We start from the raw sequence: 17,046 nt of genomic DNA, 5'->3' as shown, positions 1-17,046 counted from the left end.
GTTGGAAAGAGAGCGGACATTTCTCTCTTTTAAACATTAGCTAAAATTTGATCATAGCACGAAATAATAAGTGGTTCCAAATCTTTTAAATCATTAACATTATCAATGAAAATTCTACTTACTCCCTGTGATTTTGGGGCTTGTTCAACCACAAAATTAGGGCATAGCTGTTTAGTAGCTTCTAAATCTAATCTTACAACTAAGGATTTTGCTTCTCCATCGAGGAAGAGACGTATAAACCATTTTGTAATTACACGATTCATGATGCAAAAATAACTAATGGTATCTTTATATTTAAGGTCGCTGATATCTCTTTGATTTTCAGTTAAAATCTCTTTAACAATGTTAAATGCGGTTAGTTCATCTTCGGTAGTGAAAACTCTATCTGTTTTGTCTTCTTTGCTAATGTCTTCAATTATTTCGATAGAAGCGGCTGCAACCAAGTTTGTTTCTATTTTCTCCGTTGTTTTTGTTTCTTTTGGTGTTAAACCATCACTGATTATTTCTAATAGTGTTTGATTAATTGCTTTTTTAACAATTGGTCGGAATCGCTCTAAAACGTTATTTGTAATTCTAGTTGAGCTAAAGTCTTTAATTAGAAAACGAAGGAAGTCATCTGAAGGGTTTTTAAATAATGCTTTAATTGTAGAGTTCAAATTGGTCATATAAATAAGCTCTTCGGCATATTTTACGATTCCCTCAGCTTCAAAATTTTCTTTTGTAAAAGTTTCAATTGTTTCAATATCAACATTAGTTAAATTATCCATACTGAATGTGAAGAAAGGTTTTTCATCCATCACGTTGTCATTTGTTAAATCAGTATAAAACTTGTATTCTACACCATTAGTTAGTACCCCTATTTTGACATCAGGTAAGGCATTGAAATACCTAGATAGTTGCGCATCGTGTTTAAGGAGATTTTCTGTTACGGATTTTGCCTCAATTAGAATAATTGGAACCCCATTTTTGAAAACCGCATAATCGACTTTTTCCCCCTTTTTAGTTCCAAAGTCTGCAATATACTCTGGTCTAACTTCTAAAGGGTTAAAAACGTCATAGCCTAGCTTTTGAAGAAAAGGAATAATTAATGATTGTTTGGTCATTTCTTCATTAGTTATGTACTCTTTTCGTTCTAAAATTTGGTTAGCTATTTTGTTTATGTCATTTCTGAATTCCATATCAACGTCTCCTCTTTAAAATTTTTAAAATTCTTAATATTAATATTATTCTACTATGAAAGTTCATAATATAACAGAAGTTCTGTATGAAAATAGGAAGGTTATTCTTTTTGTTTGAATTTGATTAAATAAAAAATTAATTATTTTAGGTGGCGTGTGGAGTATTTACGTTTTTCTGTTACGTGGGATATAAAAAATAATGGTGAGAATTGAAAAAAGCCAATCCAGAGGATTGGCTTTTTGTCATTAACGAGAGTAGAACTCTACGATTAATGCTTCGTTGATTTCAGCTGCTAACTCAGAACGCTCAGCGTGACGAGTGTAAGTAGCTTCTAACTTATCAGCATCGAAAGTTAAGTATTCTGGTACGAAGTTGTTAACTTCGATCGCTTCTTTAACAACAACAAGGCTGTTAGATTTTTCGCGAACGCTGATAGTTTGGTTAGGTTTAACGCGGTAAGATGGGATATCTACGCGAGCTCCATCAACCGTGATGTGACCGTGGTTTACTAATTGGCGAGCTGCACGACGAGTGCGAGCTAAGCCCATGCGGTAAACTAGGTTGTCAAGACGAGCTTCAAGAAGGATCATGAAGTTTTCGCCGTGCTTACCAGGCATTTTACCTGCTTGGTCAAATGTGCGACGGAATTGACGCTCAGTCATGCCGTACATGTGACGAAGTTTTTGTTTCTCTTGTAATTGTAAACCGTATTCTGAAAGTTTCTTACGTTGGTTAGGACCGTGAGGACCTGGTGCGTAAGGGCGTTTTTCTAATTCTTTTCCTGTGCCGCTTAGAGAGATTCCAAGACGACGAGACAGTTTCCATGCTGGACCTGTATAACGAGCCATAGTTGACTCCTCCTTTAAAAATGTTTTTATTTTCGTAAAATAAAAACAGACGTAATCGATATTTACGGGTATTTTGTTTTCATGTACCTTCGCTCCAGCAGCAGGGAGTTACGAGATACACCTCCGCAGAGGAACAAAATACAAACGATAAACTCACATTACAAGGCTGCCTTTTTATTTTACACAAACGCTATTATATCTTTTACCTACAGTTTCGTCAAGTGACTCCCTTTTTGTTTTATGCAGATAAATTTTGGAAATTAACAAGAAGGAATTTAAAACAATATAAAAGAAGAGATAGAAACAGAAGTAAAACGCTTACATAAAATGTAGTAAAAACGTTCATCAAATTTTTCCTGGTGGATATGTGGCAATAAAGACATAAGGGGGATGTTTTTATGAAAAAGAAACATATGGAGACAGTATTAATTCATCACGGATATGAATCAAATGAAAATAAAGGGAGTTTAACACCACCTTTATTTCAAACTTCTACATTTACGTTTGAGACAGCACAGCAAGGAGAAGCGAGTTTTGCGGGAGAAGATCCATCTTATATTTATTCAAGGCTTGGGAATCCAACTGTGAAATTATTTGAAGAACGTATGGCTGTTTTAGAAGGTGGAGAGGAAGCGCTGGCGTTTGGTTCAGGTATGGCAGCCATTTCAGCAACGTTAATCGGTTTTCTAAAGGCTGGAGATCATATTATTTGTTCAAATGGATTATATGGGTGTACTTACGGTTTTTTAGAAGTATTAGAAGAAAAATTTATGATTACTCATTCGTTTTGTGATATGGAGACAGAGACTGATATTGAAAATAAAATTCGCCCAAATACAAAGCTCATTTTCGTTGAAACACCGATTAATCCAACGATGAAATTAATTGATTTAGAAAAGGTGATCGGGGTAGCGAAGCGCAATGACTTGCTTGTTATTGTCGATAATACGTTTTGTTCACCTTATTTACAAAGACCTCTTGAACTCGGTTGTGACGCCGTCGTTCACAGTGCGACAAAATATATTGGTGGTCACGGGGATGTTGTAGCGGGTGTAACAATTTGTAGAACGAAAGCGTTAGCTGACAAAATTCGTCCGATGCGAAAAGATATCGGCGGTATTATGGCGCCGTTTGACGCATGGTTATTGTTACGCGGATTAAAAACATTAGCAGTAAGAATGGATCGTCATTGTGATAATGCGGAAAAAATTGTATCGTTTTTGAAAAATCATGAAGCAGTAGAAGGTGTTTGGTATCCGGAGGGAGAATTAGCATCCCACCAAATGAAACGAGGCGGGGGCGTTATTTCTTTTTCAATTAAAGGCGGGAAAGAGGAAACACAGTCGTTTATCAATGACCTTCATTTTATTACAATTGCCGTAAGTTTAGGTGATACAGAAACGTTAATTCAGCATCCAGCGACGATGACGCATGCAGCTATTCCAGCTGAACTAAGAAAAGGAATGGGTATTTTCGATAATTTAATACGCCTATCTGTCGGCTTAGAATCATGGGAAGATATCGTTTCTGATTTAGAACAGGCACTAAAGAAGATATCTACTGTGAGTAATCAATAAAGTGAAACTTTAATCAGTGGGGTTTTGTCCATCCCCCGCTGATTATTAGTTGAACCAATCGGGCTTTTACGGGAAGTTATCTCCCACCTAACTTCCTTGTATTCGCCGAATTTTGAGGTGGGAGTCTTACTGCCCGTTAATGCGGGATAAAAAAGAGTGAGCTATCGGTTTCGTACGTTACGTACTTAATCGATAACTCACTCTTTTCTTTTTAAATATGTTTTAGGAGTGTTTCCACAAACTTTTCTAAATAGTGCTGATCTACTTCATCGAAACGATTTTTTTCAGGGCTATCAATATCAAGTACACCAATGATATTTCCTTCTTTCATAATCGGTACAACGATTTCAGAATTAGAGGCACTATCGCAAGCGATATGTCCTGGGAATTGGTGAACATCTGCTACAAGCTGCGTTATTTTTGTTTCAGCTGCAACGCCGCAAACACCGCGTCCGAAAGGAATACGCACGCAAGCTGGTATTCCTTGGAATGGTCCAAGAACAAGCTGATTTCCTTCTGTTACATAAAAGCCAACCCAATTAACGCGATTTAAAAATTGATTTAATAGTGCGGACGCATTTGATAAGTTTGCGACTACGTTCGGTTCGCCAGTTAATAATGCATCCAGTTGTTTAATTACTGTCTCATATTGCTCTTCACGAGATCCTGCATAACTTTCTTTTGTAAACATGGAAACAACTCCCTTTTTATCGAGATATGTAAAATGATAGCAAAATACGATGTATTTCACATGACTTTGTCGATAGAAAATTAAAGGAATTTGTCTTAAAAGTCAAGAAATTTAAACTATAGCTGTTCAGTGAGAGGAAGTGAGCGCATGAAGCAGACGAAACAAAAGGTAATTGATGCGGCAATATCGTTGTTTAATACGAAAGGTTATGACGGGACATCGGTGCGAGACATTGCAAAGCGAGCGGATGTGAATGTAGCGAATATTTCATATTATTTTGCTGGAAAGCAAGGGTTATTAGAACAGCTTATTACTGATTTTTTAGAGGGTTATATTCATGTAATTGAAACGTCATTTGAACAGAGAGAGTATTTATCGGCTAAAGATGTGATGGTGCAAATGGTGCGCGGGATTTTACGATATCAATTTGATAATAGAGAACTGACACGTTTTTTTTATAGAGAGCTTTCGCTTGATACGACATTAATTCGTGAAGTGATGACTGTTTATTTTTCTAGAGAAAGATATTATATAGAGCAAATCATTAAACAAGGACAAATGAAGCAAGAATTTAAAAAGGTATCTTTTACAATGTTTATGACGCAATTAAAAGGCATGATGAATATGCCGTTTTTATATCCACAATATATATCAGAGGTGCTACACTCGTTTCCATCTGAGACGTTTTTCTTAGAAATGTATACGAAGGAAATTGAGCAATGGATGGAACGAACATTATATAAAGCGAGTATGTATTATGAACTGCCAAGAGCTGTTCATATGTGAAAAATCCCCACCTAACGAACTGAGGTGGGGATTTTTATATCTTGTTTTCTTTGCCATAAATTGTTACATAATAGTGCAATAATCGTTAATGAGGCTCCGACAATTTCTATGTTATCGACAGTATAACCTTGAAACATAGAACCGATAAGTGCAAGTACAGGAACTAAATTCATAAATAATATGCCGTTAATAGATGAAATATACCGATTTCCCGTGTTCCAGCAAAATACAGCGATAACGCCAGCAACAATCGACATATAAAAGAGTTCAAAACGAACGCTCATAACTGTATGCAGTGACGGTACAGAAATTATATTTGTGATTGTTAATGCAGTAACGGTTATAACGAGTGAAATAGAACCGAATAAACAAGTTAATGTTGTGTATCTAAGTGGTGACCAAGACTTGAAATTAGCACCGCCGTTCGTGTAAATTACCCAGCAAGTAACGCCACATAACATAAATATATTCGTTGATACGTGGCTTGCTGCTCCAAATAATAGATGAAGATTCCCTTTTGAAATGACAAGCATAACACCGAGTAACGCAACGAACATACAGAGAAATGTGTAGTACCCTGGCCGGCGATTTTTTGTTATCCATTGTAATAAAAGAGCGATAAGTGGCATAAGAGACTGAATCATAGCCGCATGAATTGCTCCGGAAGGCCCAGCAAGTTGTTGTCCGTAGAAAATGAGAAATCCATACCCAGCGAAACCGAATGTTCCGTAAAACAATAAAGAAAGTGTTCTTTTTTCTAAGCGGAGAGAATTTTTTCCTTCGATAATTAAGAGCAGAATAAGGAAAATAATAGCTGCTGATCCGTATCGGATAGTTGTGAAGAAGAACGGATCGATAAATTGCAAGGCATTTGCCATCACAGGAAACATAAATCCCCAAGCTGTTACAGCAAGTAAGCATAGAAGAGATCCGAGTAACATTTGTTTTTTGTCCAAGAGTATCATTCTCCTTTCTATTTCGTTATAGTAAGTTGATGAAATAAGTATAAAGAGTAATTCTTTGTAGAAGGAAATATCGATTTTTTATGGCGGTTATAACTTTTTGTTAGAGGTGTGTAGGATGGATTTGGAGGCAGTACGATCGTTTATTGAAGTAAAGCATACGCGAAGTTTATCAAAAGCGAGTAAGCTTTTACATATTTCACAACCAGCGCTTAGTAAACAAATTCAAAGATTAGAAGCTGACTTAGAGGTTACTTTATTAAAACGTTCCGCTCAAGGGGTAGAATTAACAAAAGCTGGAGAGTTATTTATAAAAAGAATGTTACCGATTTTGGAGCAAATAAATGCAGTGAAAACGGAAATGAAGGAATATCAAGAGAAGCGGAAAATTTCAATAGGTATATTACCGAGTTTAGCGGCTCATTACATATCAAAGTGTAAAGACTTATTAGAGGATACATATGAAATAGAATGGCAAATTGAGCATACGAAAGTATTAATAGAGTTATTTAAAGAGCGAAAAATTGAAGCGATGTTCATCGATTCAGTAGTAGAGGGCGCTACGTATATGAAAGAAATGCGGGAAGAAAAAATCGTTTGTGCTGTTTCAAATGATCATCCGTATAGAGCGAGAGGGGTAATCCAAATGGAAGAGTTGCAAAATGAAAAGCTAATTGTATACCCAGAAATATGCGATGTAAGGAAAATGATTATGCATGTGTTTCAATGTATGGGTGCGAAACCAATAATTGCGGTTGAAACATCTTATGCAGAACCGATGATTGCGATGGTAGGAGCTGGACTTGGTATAACATTGCTTCCGGAAACCGCTGTACAGCAAGCTGTAATGCAAGGTAACGTGCGTGCGATTTCTGTAGAACCACCACTAATGCGAAAGATTTATTTCGTCTCTCATATGAAAGAGAGCTCTTTATCCCCCATTAACTGCCCGTAAAAGTCCGATTGGTGAAGGCTAATAATCAGAGGGGATGGACAAAACGCCCTCTGATTAAAGTTTCACTTTATTGCATTCATTTGAGGGTGGAGAATGGAATAAGCGGAATATTAAGAAATAATACATTTACATTTAAAGAAACATGAAATTTTAAAAAAAACTAGGTCAAAAACACGTCATTACATGGTATGATTAGAACATTGTTAGTTGTTAAATATAGGGGAATTCCCTTTTTATACATAATGCCTTCCATTTCATAAACGGAACGGACAAAAAAAGAGATATAACTAGGAGGCTTTTTTGCATGGATTCTATCCTGACGATCGTTATCATTGTAGTAAGCTCTATTCTAGTGCTGCTCATGATAGAGCTTGTGATAAGAAATCGTTCATATAAAGATATTGAAGCACTGGAGCAGTGGAAACAAGAGATAAAAGATAAACCTGTGGCAGATGAACTAAAGCGGGTAAAAGATTTAAATATGACAGGTCAAACAGAAGAACTGTTTGGTAAATGGCGTGAAGAGTGGGATGAAATTGTATCAACAACTCTTCCGAAAGCAGAAAAAGATTTAGGGCAAGCGCGAAAATTCGCCTCGCAATTCTCCTTCCGCAAAGCAAAGCATGCGATGAAAGAATCCATAAGTGGTTTAGATGACGCTGATAATCGTATTACGGACATTTTAAATGAATTACAGCAACTGTTAGAAAGCCATGAGAAAAATAGCTCGGAAATTGAAGGGTTACGTGATACATATCGTAGTATGAAAAAGAGCGTTCTTGCTCATCGACACATGTATGGAGCAGCTGAGCAAAAAATTGAAGAGATGTTAGATGGTGAATCCGAGAAGTTCAAAACTTTTGAAGAGGCAACAGATAATGGTGATTATTTAAAAGCGAGAGAAATTGTTATTAGTTTAGAAGAAGGTTTAGCAAGTTTAGAAATCGTTATTCATCAAATTCCAGATTTATTGGTAGAGTGTCAAGCGACATTACCAGTTCAGCTGGAAGATTTATTACAAGGCCATGATGATATGATAAGACAAGGTTATGTATTAGAGTATTTGGAAATTCCTAAAGAAGTCCGCGATATGACGACACAACTACAAACATGTTTAATGGATATACAGGAGCTTCATATAACGGAAGCGGCAGAAAAAGTAGAGAACTTAAAAACTCGTTTAGATAGTTTTTATGATCAACTTGAACAAGAAGTGCATGCGAAACATTATGTGGAGCAAAAAACACTATCTGTTTATGAAGATTTAGAAGAAATTCGTACAGAAACAATTGAAACGAAAATAGAAACACAACTTGTGAAACAAAGTTATCAATTACAAGACAAAGACATTGAGTCACAAAAAGTAATTGAAAAGCAAATGCATATTTTAACGAAACGTTTTGAAGTGTTACAAATACGCGTTGCTGAACAAGATATTGCATTCTCTATTATTCGTGAGGAACTAGAAGAGGTTTATGATCAATGTGAAACTTTAAAAGTACTTCATGCAGAATATAAAGAAATGCTGCAAACGATGCGCAAAGAAGAATTTGAAGCACGTGAGAAGTTACAAGAAATGCGAAATACAATTTTTGAGACGAAACGTTTTATGCAAAAGTCGAATTTACCAGGTCTTCCAGAGAGTATTATGGAAGATTTACAAAAAGGGCAAATGGCGATGCAAGCTGTATATGAGCAATTAGAAGTAAAGCCGTTAAATATGAATACTGTAAATAGCAGTTTAGAAGAAGCATACACAGTTGTGAATGGTGTATCTGAAATGACAGAAGAATTAATTGGACAAGCTTATTTAGTTGAAAAACTAATTCAATACGGTAACCGATACCGCAGTCATGATGAGAATCTTGCAGAAAGCTTAAATTATGCGGAGAAATTATTCCGTGAATATCAATACGATGCAGCTTTAGAACAAGCGGCTTCTATATTAGAGCAACTTGAACCTGGCGTTGTTCAAAAAATAGCTGAATATGTAGACAATGAGCAAACCCTTTAATAAAGGGTTTGTTTTTTTGTGTAATTTTGAAGGCGATGTTGCTATAATGAATAGCGGAATACAGTAAGGTTGTTCGTTTAAAATATAACGGAACCTTTGAGTAGTTTTAGCGTAATTACACGTATTTATGATATGATTATACGATGTGACAGCGCTGAAAGGGGAAGAACGATGATCTATTTTGATAATAGTGCGACGACAAAGCCATATCCAGAAGCTCTTCAATCGTATGTAACGGTTGCGGGGAAATATTTTGGAAATCCTTCTTCTATTCATTCGCTTGGGGGAGAGGCAGAGCGTCTATTAACACAATCGAGAACGATTGCAGCACAGCTCCTTCACGTTAAACCTTCTGAAATTATTTTCACATCGGGTGGAACGGAAGGGAATAACCTTGCGATTAAAGGAATAGCGATGAGGAATCGTTCGCGCGGCAAACATATCATTACAACAAATATTGAACACGCGTCTGTGTTTGAGGCATATAAACAATTAGAAGATCTCGGTTTTGATGTAACATATTTACCGGTTAACGAGCACGGTGTTGTATCGGTAGAAGATGTAAAACGAGCGCTTCGTGAAGATACGATTCTTGTGTCAATTATTCACGTGAACAATGAGACTGGAGCGATTCAGCCCGTTACTGAAATTGGAACATTATTATCGAACTATCCGAAAATAAGATTCCACGTGGACCATGTACAAGGGATAGGAAAAGTACCACTTGATTTATACGCTTCTCATATTGACCTTTGTTCAATATCTGGACATAAATTTCATAGCGTAAAGGGGACAGGTCTTCTTTACGTACGTGATGGTGTAAGATTAGATCCAATCTTATCAGGTGGTCAACAAGAGCTCAAGTATCGTTCAGGTACAGAAAATTTACCTGGTATTGTAGCGATGGTGAAAGCACTTCGTATGACGATGGAACAAGTGAAAGAAAAGGTAGTTCATTTGCAAAATTTACAAACAGAGCTAGTCCGTTTCTTTAAAGAGATGGAAGCTGTAACGATTAATACATCACTTGAATATGCGGCACCGCACATTTTAAATGTATCATTTGTCGGTTTAAAACCAGAAGTAGTCGTTCATGCTTTAGAAGAGCATGGTGTATATGTATCGACGAAGTCTGCTTGTTCTTCAAAAGCAAATGAAGTGAGCCGAGTACTAGTGTCAATGGGAGTACCGCACGCCGCAGCTACAAGTGCGATTCGCATTAGTCTAGCACCAGACAACACGATGGAAGAAGTAAAACAATTTGAAGGTATTGTTAAAGAGACAATGCCAAAATTATATGAAGTGATGAGGTAAAGGAATATGATGACATATGAATATATTTTAGTTCGTTATGGAGAGATGACGACAAAAGGAAAGAACCGTTCTAAGTTCGTAAGTACGTTAAAAGATAATGTGAAATTCAAATTAAAAAAATTCCCAAACATTAAAATTGATGCAACACATGATCGTATGTACATTCAGTTAAATGGTGAAGACCATGAAGCAATTTCTGAAAGATTGAAAGATGTATTTGGTATTCATAAGTTTAACTTAGCAATGAAAGTACCATCAGAATTAGAAGATATTAAAAAAGGTGCATTAGCAGCTTTCTTACAAGTAAAAGGTGATGTAAAAACATTTAAAATTACAGTGCACCGTTCTGATAAGCGCTTCCCAATGAAGACGATGGAGTTACTTCCAGAAATCGGTGGGCACATTTTAGAAAATACAGAGGATATCACAGTAGATGTTCATAATCCAGATGTGAATGTACGTATAGAAATTCGCAGTGGTTACAGCTATATTATGTGTGGTGAGCACATGGGAGCTGGCGGTTTACCAGTTGGCGTTGGCGGAAAAGTAATGGTACTTCTTTCTGGTGGTATCGATAGCCCGGTAGCAACTTACTTAACGATGAAACGCGGCGTATCTGTGGAAGCAGTTCACTTCCATAGTCCACCTTTCACAAGTGAGCGCGCGAAACAAAAAGTAATCGATTTAGCACAAGAGTTAACGAAATACTGTAAACGTGTAACACTGCACCTTGTTCCATTTACTGAAGTGCAAAAAACGATTAATAAAGAAATTCCATCTAGCTATTCTATGACAGTTATGCGTCGTATGATGATGCGTATTACAGAGCGTATTGCAGAGGAGCGTAATGCACTTGCAATTACGACTGGTGAAAGTCTTGGACAAGTAGCGAGCCAAACGTTAGATAGTATGCATACGATTAATGAAGTAACAAACTATCCTGTTATTCGTCCGCTTATTACGATGGATAAATTAGAAATTATTAAAATTGCAAAAGAAATTGGAACGTATGATATTTCAATTCGTCCATATGAAGACTGCTGTACAGTATTTACACCAGCAAGTCCATCGACGAAACCGAAGCGTGAGAAAGCAAATCGTTTTGAAGCGAAGTACGATTTCGCGCCGTTAATTGAAGAGGCTGTAGCGAACAAAGAAACAATGGTATTACAAACAGTAGAAGTAGTGGCCGAAGAAGAAAAATTCGAAGAACTTTTCTAAACCCATAAATTACCACATTCAAATGTGCATGAAGTCATGTTATTTATCACACTCTATACTCACAAGGAGGTGATACAACATGGCAAGCACAAATAAATTAGCAGTATCTGGTGCTCAAGCAGCATTAGATCAAATGAAATACGAAATCGCTCAAGAGTTTGGTGTTCAACTTGGAGCTGATGCAACATCTCGCGCTAACGGATCTGTTGGTGGCGAAATTACTAAACGTCTAGTTTCACTAGCTGAGCAACAATTAGGCGGTTACCAAAAATAATCCCATATACGATGGCTTAGAAAGAGCGGGTTCTCCCGCTCTTTCTTTTTTGTCATTGTTTATCGATAAATCGATATAAATTTATTCAACGGTTCGACATAAATATAAAAAATTTGTCAAAAGAAGAGGGTTCAAAATTTACTGAAAATTCTTTATTATATAAGGGAGGCATAGAAATAAAGGAGGATGTTATATGAAGAGAGAGGAATTGTTGGCGCCACCGTCTTATAATTTAGTTTCGGAAATAGAGAAATATACGAATGATAAAGAGAAGCTTGCTTTAATTTGGCAAGATGATAACGGAAATAGACGAGAGGTTACATATTTTGAATTAATGCAAGGCGCGAATAAAATTGGAAACGCTTTTATAAAAAGTGGTTTACAAAAAGGGGACAAGCTCCTTATTATGATGCCGCGCTTAATTGAAGCTTACATGACGTACATTGCTGCGATTAAAGCAGGATTTGTCGTTATTCCAAGCTCAGAAATGTTGCGTAAAAAAGATATTGAGTATCGTATTGGGCACGGAGAAGTGAAAGCAATCGTAAGTTACGAACCGTATATTGGACAATTCGACGGCGTAGAAGCGGTGGAATCTCTTCAAAAATTCGTCTTGAGCGAGCGTTCAGTAGATGGTTGGAAAAATTTAAAAACAGCATTAGAAACAGAAAGTGACATGTTAGAAATGGCGAAGACAGATAAAGAAGATATGGTCTTTTTATCTTATACGTCAGGGACGACAGGAAATCCGAAAGGTGTCGTTCATACGCATGCGTGGGCATACGCTCATTTACGTACGAGCGCCCCAAATTGGCTCGGAATTGAAGAGAATGATGTTGTATGGGCAACAGCTAGTCCTGGGTGGCAAAAGTGGATCTGGAGCCCATTTTTAGCAACTCTCGGTTCAGGTGCAACAGGATTTGTATATAACGGCAAATTTGAACCAAAAACATATTTAAATTTATTAGATGATAATAAGGTGAATGTGCTCTGTTGTACGCCGACTGAGTATAGATTAATGGCAAAGGTAGAAGACTTAAGTGCGTACAATTTAGAAGCGTTACATAGCGCTGTATCGGCTGGTGAGCCGTTAAACAGAGAAGTTATTGAAACGTTCCAAAGGCATTTTGATATTACGGTAAGAGACGGTTATGGGCAAACGGAAAACACATTACTCGTTGGGATAATGAAAGGGATGGACATTAGACCAGGATCAATGGGAAAACCGACGCCAGGCAACCATGTTGATATCGTAAATGAGGAAGGTATTCCGGTGCAGGTAGGAGAAGTTGGTGATATTGCAGTTCACATTGAAACACCAGCACTCTTTAAACAATATTATAAAGACAATGAGCGCACAGCGATGCAATTCCGCGGTGATTATTATATTACCGGTGATAAAGCGAAAAAGGATGAAGACGGCTATTTCTGGTTTGAAGGGCGCGGTGATGATATTATTATTAGCTCTGGTTATACAATCGGACCGTTTGAAGTAGAAGATGCGCTTGTAAAACATCCTTACGTAAGAGAGTGTGCGGTTGTCGCAAGCCCTGATGAAATTCGCGGAAGTGTCGTGAAGGCATTTATCGTGTTAAGAGAGAATATAGAAAAGAACGAAGAAACATTGATTCCAGTACTTCAACAACACGTCAAAGAACTGACTGCACCATATAAATACCCTCGCAAAATTGAATTTGTAGATGAACTACCAAAAACGATTTCCGGAAAAATTCGCCGTATTGAACTTAGAAAACAAGAGATGGAGCTTCCTTCAAAATAATTTTGAAAATAGGGAAGTAAATAGTTGAATGAAATGCAAAACGTATGATATGATAAAAACGAACATAAGTTCGATTTTATAAACTAAAAAATGAGGTGTCCGTATGATTTTAGGTATTAATCCGTACTTAGTTTTAGATGGTAGTGGGCAAGAAGCTGTACAGTTTTACAAAGAGGCGTTAGACGCAAAGGTAGAAGTAATGCAAACTTTTGGTGACATGCCTGAAAATCCAGAATACCCGATTCCAGCTGAAGCAAAAGAGCGCGTTTTACATGCTACTTTAAAAGTTGGTAATACGGAACTTATGATTTCTGATACATTCCCAGGTCAAGGGCATGCAATTGGATCTCAAGTAACAATCGCAATTCAAATTAGTAATGCAGAAAAAGCGAAAGAAGTATTCGATAAGTTACAAGAAGGTGGAGAAGTTATTATGCCACTTCAAGAAACTTTCTGGAGCCCAGCATACGGACAATTGAAAGATAAATTTAATATTGAATGGCAAGTTACAACGTCTACTACTGAACAAAAGTAATTTTTAGAAAAGCACCATGTTTTGAAATGGTGCTTTTTTCTATACAATAAAAATAAGGGGGATGAAATATATGGGGGAAATTTGGTATGGTGGAACCATTTATACAATGAGAGAAGAAAACGAAAAAGTGGAAGCTGTTTACGTTGAAAATGGCATCATTGTGGATAGCGGGAATAAAGAAGAGTTAGAGAGCCGACATTTTGCGGAGAAGTTATACGATTTAGAGGGGAAAACAATGATTCCGGGGCTCGTTGATAGCCATATGCATCTTATTGGGCATGGAGAGAGGTTGCTTCGTCTAGATTTATCAAATTGTACATCATATAGCGAAGTGCTTACCTTTGTTAAGAAGCGAGTAGAAGAAGCGCCACAAGGAACATGGATTATCGGAGAAGGATGGAATGAAAATAATTTTACAGATACAAAACATGTTCATGTACATGATTTAGATGAGATTTCTAAAGAACATCCGATTTTATTAAAGCGCGTTTGTCGCCACGTGACATGGGTGAATTCATACATATTGCAAGAAGCGAACATAACGGAAACGACGCAAGATCCAAAGGGCGGAAAAATTGGTCGTGACTCATTAAATAAATTAACAGGACTTTTATATGAGCAAGGACAAGAGTTAATTAAACATGTTCAGCCCGAAATAGACGGAGCGTATTTGCAAAGTGCTCTGCAAACAGCTATTTCAGACTGCTGGCAATACGGATTAGTTGGCGGACATACGGAAGACTTAAATTATTATGGTGGCTTTCAAAAAACGTACAATGCGTTTTCACACGTTGTAAAAGAAATGCCATTTAAAGCACATTTGCTCGTTCATCATGAAGTAGCGAATGAACGAAAAGAATATGGAAATGAGCACTATATTGAATTTGGAGCGATGAAGATTTTTTCTGACGGTTCTTTCGGCGGAAGAACCGCTTTATTAAGTGAGCCGTATGAAGATGCGCAGGAAACGAATGGAGTTGCGATTTTTTCACGGGAAGAGCTTGCAGGGTTAGTGAAGAAAGCACGTGATTTACATATGCCGGTTGCGATTCATACAATCGGTGACTTATCGCTAGAATATGTCATTGATGCGCTTGAATTATATCCACCAGCAGAAGGATTACGTGACCGTATTATTCATTGCCAGCTAGCTCGTGAAGAGTTGATTGAAAGAATGAAACACTTGCCAGCTATTATTGATATTCAACCGGTCTTTGTTTCATCAGATTTTCCATCAGTCATTGAAAAACTAGGAGAACATCGTCTTCGTTACGCGTACGCTTGGAAGACATTGCTGGACGCAGGATTACATTGTAACGGGGGATCTGATGCACCAATTGAACAAGTGAATCCGTTTTTAGGTATATATAGTGCTGTTACACGTAGAAGCTTTATTGATGGTGTGTGCTATATGCCAGAAGAAAGATTAACAGTATATGAGGCAGTTTCTCTATTTACGACAGGAAGTGCGTATGCAATTGGAAAAGAAGCAAAGCGAGGACAAATTACAAAAGGATATGAAGCAGATTTTACGATATTAGCCCGCGACATATTTGAAATTGATGCGGAAGAAATAAAAGAAGTACAAGCAGAAATGACTGTCATTGATGGGGAGATTGTTTATAGAAAAGATGTCTAAAAGTTTGAGGAAACGGCCTGAAAATACATTTTGGTGCTGCTTCCTCTTTTTAGATAGGTTGATGATATTGTTAATTTTTGTCGGTAAATTGATATTTTGGGTAAAATCGTTGATATATTTTGACTTGTGATAGATATATTCGAAAAATCGTTGATATAATTTCATATACTGTTGTCCTGTTCCAAAATATTTTGTGAAACAGCGTTAAGTTGCATGTGATAAATAAATAACCCTCGAATTATGGAAATCCCATAATTCGAGGGTTATTTGATTACTATAAAAACGTTCTCTGTACTTTTTCCCAGAAGGAATTGTTTTTTAATTTAACAGTTTTAATTTGTTTATCGCTTAAACGAACAACGGCTTTTTCCACTTGTTTAATGCTAAGTGCTTCGTTATCCATTCCGATAACAGGATAATCATTGCCATCTGGTTTAAGGGTTAAAGTTAGCGTACGCTCGTGATTTAAAAGGAACGGTGATCCGAGTGTACGGTATGTGTTGTTATTTAAAGATGCTAGTTCGCTTACTTGGAAACATGGGATAAGTGGATCGACAACTGCACCATGTAATGATTTATTGTAAGCGGTACTGCCTGTTGGTGTGGAGATAACTAATCCATCACCTCTAAATGTTTCAAAATGTAAATTGTCGACGTGTACATCTACGACAAATGTTTTAATGATGCTAGAGCGTAATGAAAATTCATTTAAACAATGGAAAGATGTACCGTGATCTACATCTACTTTAATTGTTGGATATTTTCGCACTTCAATTTCGTTTTTTGTAATTTCTTGAAGGGCTGTATCAACGTGATCGATGTGGAAATCGCAGTAGAAAGAAATTTCATCTTTCGTAGAAATACCTGCGTATAAGCAATCTTCTCTAAAGCCAGTTTTACGAACGGCTTGTAAGAAAGTTCCATCATCTCCAACGCTGACGATAGCGTTTGCATTTTTTGGATGATCTAATATGGTAAATCCATTCTCCTCTAAAATACGATATACTGGTTTCATTTTTTCAACGAGCGTTACTTTGTCATCACCATAAAAGAAAAATAAATTGCGACGATTTGCCATTATGTATCCCTCCACTGCAGTTAAATTTTCTAGTCTTAGTGCTGCATATCATGAAAATGTATTCTGAATAATATGCTCAAATAGTATATTTCGATATAAAATATCAAAACCCTTTTTTATTTTTAGAAAAATTTTTATATTCAATTTTATCAAAGGTTGTTTAATGATGAATAAACTTGTCGATAATGGGTAT

The 17,046-nt window shown here is 36.7% G+C and carries 15 protein-coding genes; 10 read left to right on the top strand and 5 right to left on the bottom strand.

Annotation, left to right across the window (positions count from 1 at the left end):
• Nucleotides 1-29 precede the first annotated feature (29 nt).
• Together BWGOE10_RS23210 and rpsD are read right to left on the bottom strand one after the other, a co-directional pair.
• Nucleotides 30-1,178 carry a type I restriction endonuclease gene (locus BWGOE10_RS23210; protein WP_070145125.1) on the bottom strand — a complete coding sequence of 383 codons (1,149 nt, stop codon included), beginning with the start codon at nucleotides 1,176-1,178 and terminating at the stop codon, nucleotides 30-32.
• A gap of 246 nt (nucleotides 1,179-1,424) precedes the next feature.
• The gene (rpsD, locus tag BWGOE10_RS23205; protein WP_002015568.1) at nucleotides 1,425-2,027 is read right to left on the bottom strand and encodes a 30S ribosomal protein S4; all 603 of its coding nucleotides are present in this window, start codon (nucleotides 2,025-2,027) and stop codon (nucleotides 1,425-1,427) included.
• Between the two features lie 398 nt (nucleotides 2,028-2,425).
• Between rpsD and megL the strand changes: the two genes are divergently transcribed.
• A complete protein-coding gene (megL, locus tag BWGOE10_RS23200; protein WP_070145124.1) occupies nucleotides 2,426-3,604 on the top strand; it encodes a methionine gamma-lyase in 1,179 nt (392 codons plus the stop codon).
• 211 nt (nucleotides 3,605-3,815) lie between these two features.
• Here the strand turns inward: megL and BWGOE10_RS23195 are convergent, their stop codons facing one another.
• On the bottom strand, nucleotides 3,816-4,295 hold the full coding sequence (locus BWGOE10_RS23195; protein ID WP_070145123.1) for a GAF domain-containing protein: 480 nt from the start codon (nucleotides 4,293-4,295) through the stop codon (nucleotides 3,816-3,818).
• 147 nt (nucleotides 4,296-4,442) lie between these two features.
• On the opposite strand from BWGOE10_RS23195, the gene refZ reads away from it, so the two are divergent.
• Complete coding sequence (refZ, locus tag BWGOE10_RS23190) at nucleotides 4,443-5,081, top strand: forespore capture DNA-binding protein RefZ (RefSeq protein WP_002160225.1); 639 nt, start codon at nucleotides 4,443-4,445, stop codon at nucleotides 5,079-5,081.
• Nucleotides 5,082-5,092: 11 nt separating this feature from the next.
• Here the strand turns inward: refZ and BWGOE10_RS23185 are convergent, their stop codons facing one another.
• Nucleotides 5,093-6,037 carry a DMT family transporter gene (locus BWGOE10_RS23185; protein WP_070145122.1) on the bottom strand — a complete coding sequence of 315 codons (945 nt, stop codon included), beginning with the start codon at nucleotides 6,035-6,037 and terminating at the stop codon, nucleotides 5,093-5,095.
• Between the two features lie 124 nt (nucleotides 6,038-6,161).
• Between BWGOE10_RS23185 and BWGOE10_RS23180 the strand changes: the two genes are divergently transcribed.
• From BWGOE10_RS23180 to BWGOE10_RS23145, 8 genes are all read left to right on the top strand, one after another.
• A complete protein-coding gene (locus BWGOE10_RS23180; RefSeq protein WP_070145121.1) occupies nucleotides 6,162-6,998 on the top strand; it encodes a LysR family transcriptional regulator in 837 nt (278 codons plus the stop codon).
• Nucleotides 6,999-7,302: 304 nt separating this feature from the next.
• Complete coding sequence (gene ezrA / locus BWGOE10_RS23175; RefSeq protein ID WP_070145120.1) at nucleotides 7,303-9,012, top strand: septation ring formation regulator EzrA; 1,710 nt, start codon at nucleotides 7,303-7,305, stop codon at nucleotides 9,010-9,012.
• 171 nt (nucleotides 9,013-9,183) lie between these two features.
• Nucleotides 9,184-10,326, top strand: a complete 1,143-nt coding sequence (locus tag BWGOE10_RS23170; RefSeq protein ID WP_070145119.1) for a cysteine desulfurase family protein — start codon at nucleotides 9,184-9,186, stop codon at nucleotides 10,324-10,326.
• A 6-nt stretch (nucleotides 10,327-10,332) separates the two neighbouring features.
• Nucleotides 10,333-11,547 carry a tRNA uracil 4-sulfurtransferase ThiI gene (gene thiI, locus BWGOE10_RS23165; protein WP_002067574.1) on the top strand — a complete coding sequence of 405 codons (1,215 nt, stop codon included), beginning with the start codon at nucleotides 10,333-10,335 and terminating at the stop codon, nucleotides 11,545-11,547.
• A gap of 79 nt (nucleotides 11,548-11,626) precedes the next feature.
• Complete coding sequence (locus BWGOE10_RS23160; RefSeq protein WP_000168891.1) at nucleotides 11,627-11,821, top strand: alpha/beta-type small acid-soluble spore protein; 195 nt, start codon at nucleotides 11,627-11,629, stop codon at nucleotides 11,819-11,821.
• Between the two features lie 193 nt (nucleotides 11,822-12,014).
• Nucleotides 12,015-13,601, top strand: a complete 1,587-nt coding sequence (mbcS, locus tag BWGOE10_RS23155; RefSeq protein ID WP_070145118.1) for an acyl-CoA synthetase MbcS — start codon at nucleotides 12,015-12,017, stop codon at nucleotides 13,599-13,601.
• 103 nt (nucleotides 13,602-13,704) lie between these two features.
• Nucleotides 13,705-14,136 (top strand): VOC family protein, encoded by a 432-nt coding sequence (locus BWGOE10_RS23150; protein WP_070145117.1) that lies wholly within the window; start codon nucleotides 13,705-13,707, stop codon nucleotides 14,134-14,136.
• A gap of 70 nt (nucleotides 14,137-14,206) precedes the next feature.
• Nucleotides 14,207-15,775 (top strand): amidohydrolase, encoded by a 1,569-nt coding sequence (locus BWGOE10_RS23145; protein ID WP_070145116.1) that lies wholly within the window; start codon nucleotides 14,207-14,209, stop codon nucleotides 15,773-15,775.
• 274 nt (nucleotides 15,776-16,049) lie between these two features.
• Here BWGOE10_RS23145 and BWGOE10_RS23140 read toward each other — a convergent pair whose 3' ends face one another.
• Nucleotides 16,050-16,853 (bottom strand): NAD kinase, encoded by an 804-nt coding sequence (locus tag BWGOE10_RS23140; RefSeq protein ID WP_016120893.1) that lies wholly within the window; start codon nucleotides 16,851-16,853, stop codon nucleotides 16,050-16,052.
• Between the last annotated feature and the right edge of the window lie 193 nt (nucleotides 16,854-17,046).

Source organism: Bacillus mycoides, from assembly GCF_001757995.1.
Taxonomy (GTDB): Bacteria; Bacillota; Bacilli; order Bacillales; family Bacillaceae_G; genus Bacillus_A; species Bacillus_A mycoides_B.
Note: the sequence above shows the minus strand (reverse complement) of the source record. Positions and strands in the feature narration are given on the sequence as shown.